The 2,762-nt window shown below is 58.3% G+C and carries 3 protein-coding genes; 2 read left to right on the plus strand and 1 reads right to left on the minus strand.

The genetic code is table 11. From position 1 onward, the window contains the following. A partial coding sequence (locus ACP5E6_RS17950) for an ISNCY family transposase (protein WP_427956590.1) occupies positions 1–1,373 on the plus strand: 1,373 nt, incomplete at its 5' end. Positions 1,374–1,731: 358 nt separating this feature from the next. Here the strand turns inward: ACP5E6_RS17950 and ACP5E6_RS17955 are convergent. After that, the gene (locus ACP5E6_RS17955; RefSeq protein WP_427956593.1) at positions 1,732–2,070 is read right to left on the minus strand and encodes a LexA family protein; all 339 of its coding nucleotides are present in this window, start codon (positions 2,068–2,070) and stop codon (positions 1,732–1,734) included. Here ACP5E6_RS17955 and ACP5E6_RS17960 point away from each other — a divergent pair. Beyond that, on the plus strand, positions 2,063–2,762 hold a 700-nt coding region (locus ACP5E6_RS17960; protein ID WP_427956595.1), incomplete at its 3' end, for an IS630 family transposase. The genes ACP5E6_RS17955 and ACP5E6_RS17960 overlap by 8 nt on opposite strands.

Consider the following 2,762-nt stretch of genomic DNA (forward strand, 5'->3'; position numbering starts at 1 on the left):
GTCGTCCTGATCGCCGATCGGGTCCCCGCCCGGGGCGACGGGTCTATGATGAGGCGGTTCGTCAAGCGTTGATTGTGATCTGGGAGGCGTCCGACCGGATCTGTGGCAAGCGGCTGCGGCCATTGATACCGATACTTGTTGAGTCGATGGAACGTCACGGGCATTTGCAACTAGCCTCGGAGGTCCGTGCGGGATTGTTGGCGATGAGTGCTGCGACGATCGATCGGGCGCTGTATGCGATGAGGGCTGCGGCGGGTGGGCGGCATCGGCGACGTGCGACAGCATCGTCGGAGGTTCGCCGGAGCATACCGGTTCGCACCTTTTCTGATTGGGGCGATCCGGTACCTGGCTTTATGGAAGCAGATCTAGTGGCGCACAGCGGGCCTTCGGCGAAGGGCAGTTTTGTCCAAACGTTGACGTTGACCGATATTGCCACGGGTTGGACCGAATGCGCGCCGCTTTTGATGCGCGAGCAGCAAATTCTGACGGAGGTTCTGGGAGAGGTTTGTCGGCGAATGCCATTTCCCATTCTTGGCTTTGATACTGACAACGACAGCGTCTTTATGAACGAGACGGTGCGTGATCACTGCCTGGCGAATGGAATCACCTTCACGCGCTGTCGGCCATATCGCAAAAATGATCAGGCATGGGTGGAGCAGAAAAACGGAGCGGTGGTGCGCCGCATTGTAGGTTATCGGCGTTACGAGGGGCTGGAAGCGGCGACCGCGTTGGCGACATTATATCGATCGGTAAGGTTGTTCGTGAACTACTTTCAACCCTCCTTCAAACTGGCGGAGAAAGTGCGGGAAGGTGCCAAGGTGCGCAAGCGCTATCACGCGCCGGCGACGCCCTATCAGCGGCTGATTGCGGACAAGCGTGTTTCGGAAGAGATCAAGCGTGATGTCACCGAGCAGTATGGTCAACTCGATCCGGTCCGGCTCCTCAGCGATATCCGGCAGGCGCAGCAGCTTATCGTGGATATCGCCGACAAAACCGTCACCGCGATCGATGCGGCACCCGATGTATCGCTGGACCAATTCTTGTCCAGTCTGAAGATCGCTTGGCAGGACGGTGAAATCCGGCCGACGACCAAACCGAAACCAAAGGCGAAGCGGCTGCGACGCCGTCCGGATCCGTTTGTTTCGGTTACCGATAAATTGCAAGGGTGGTTCGAGGCTGAGCCGTGGCGGACGGCGCACGAGCTATTGGATCGTTTACAAGATGAACAACCTGGTGCTTTCCCGGATCACCTTCTGCGAACGTTGCAGCGTCGGCTGAAAGATTGGCGTCGGGATGCAGCGCGCCGTCTGGTGTTTGGGGAAAAGCCGCTCGACGCAATGGTGCACGATGATATGGCTGCGGAAATTAAATGACGGAGCACGACGGCATGGACCTCATCCGAAAAGATTTGACGGTGAGATCACGAAGGACGGCAATTCACAGGGTCTCTCGTGCGTGACCCGCCGTCAAGCCCGGCGCCTTCGGCGCCCCGCTGCGCGGCTGCGGGGCTTGACCGCGGGTCACGCACGAGAAGAGGGCATTGGTGCCGTCGACGCCGAGTTCTGTCTTTCGCTGCTTGCGGTTCAATTAAAAGCCAGTTTGGCGTATCTGATGTAGCCGGTGTTTCGGGGTGAGGTGACAATCAACCTCTCGGGAACATTCTCGGGTGAGGCAATACGATTCTCATGTTGATTGTCGCGCGACATTACAGCTAGTGTCCCGTCGCAGTGATTATGACGGTTGATCTAACCCGAGAATGGGTAGTTCCTGCGGCGTAACGAGCATCTGAATGCTGCGGGCCACACCGGGCTGCTTCTCGATCAGACCGAGCTTGGCGAGGGTCGTGAGCATCTGGTGAACTGACGGGGCGGTGACCTTGAAGTAGTGTTGGAAGTCAGCCTCTGCCGGAGCGCGGCCGTTGATCTGCGCATAGGCCCATATGAAGGCGAGGTACTGGCCCTGTTTGGCGGTGAACCGTGCTGGCGGCACCGTCGTCTTTTGGTCAAACGATTGATTCATTTCGGGTTTATCCAAGGCTCTTTCACCAAGAAGGGCTTTCGGAATGAACATAAGATATCTGGTCGACCTCAGCCAAGCCGAACGAGACGAACTCAGCACTTTGGTGAGTGGCGGCAAGCAGGCGGTGCGACGGCTTAAACGGATGCAGATCCTGCTGGCCGCCGATGCGGGCGTCAGCGACGAGGCTATCGCCACCTCTGTGCAGACCAGCGGCTCGACCGTCTACCGCACCAAAAAACGCTTTGTGGAGATCAGCCTGGAGGCTGCCCTCAGCGAAGAGCCGCGTCCAGGAGCGGCTCGCAAACTGAGCGGCAAGGAGGAGGTGCAACTGGTGGCGTTGGCCTGTTCTGATCCACCCCAGGGATTTGCGCGGTGGACTTTGAAGCTTCTGGCCAACGCCTTGGTCGAAGTGATCGAACAATCGAGCGTCTCGCGCGAGACCATCCGCCGTCGGTTGGCCGACAACGATCTGAAACCCTGGCAACAGAAAATGTGGTGCATCGCCAAAATTGATGGCGAATACATCGCCCGTATGGAGGATTTGCTCGATCTCTATGCCGAGCCACATGATCCCGAGCGACCGGTGGTCTGCTTTGACGAAAGCCCGATCCAGCTTATCGGCGAGGTGCGCGTGCCCATCACGCCGAAACCCGGAAAGCGATACCGTTACGACTCCGAATACAAGCGCAACGGCACGGCCAACCTTTTTGTCATGGTTGACGCTAACCGGTCGTGGCGCAAGG

It is taken from the genome of Acidiphilium sp., assembly GCF_049977125.1.
Taxonomy (GTDB): domain Bacteria; phylum Pseudomonadota; class Alphaproteobacteria; order Acetobacterales; family Acetobacteraceae; genus Acidiphilium.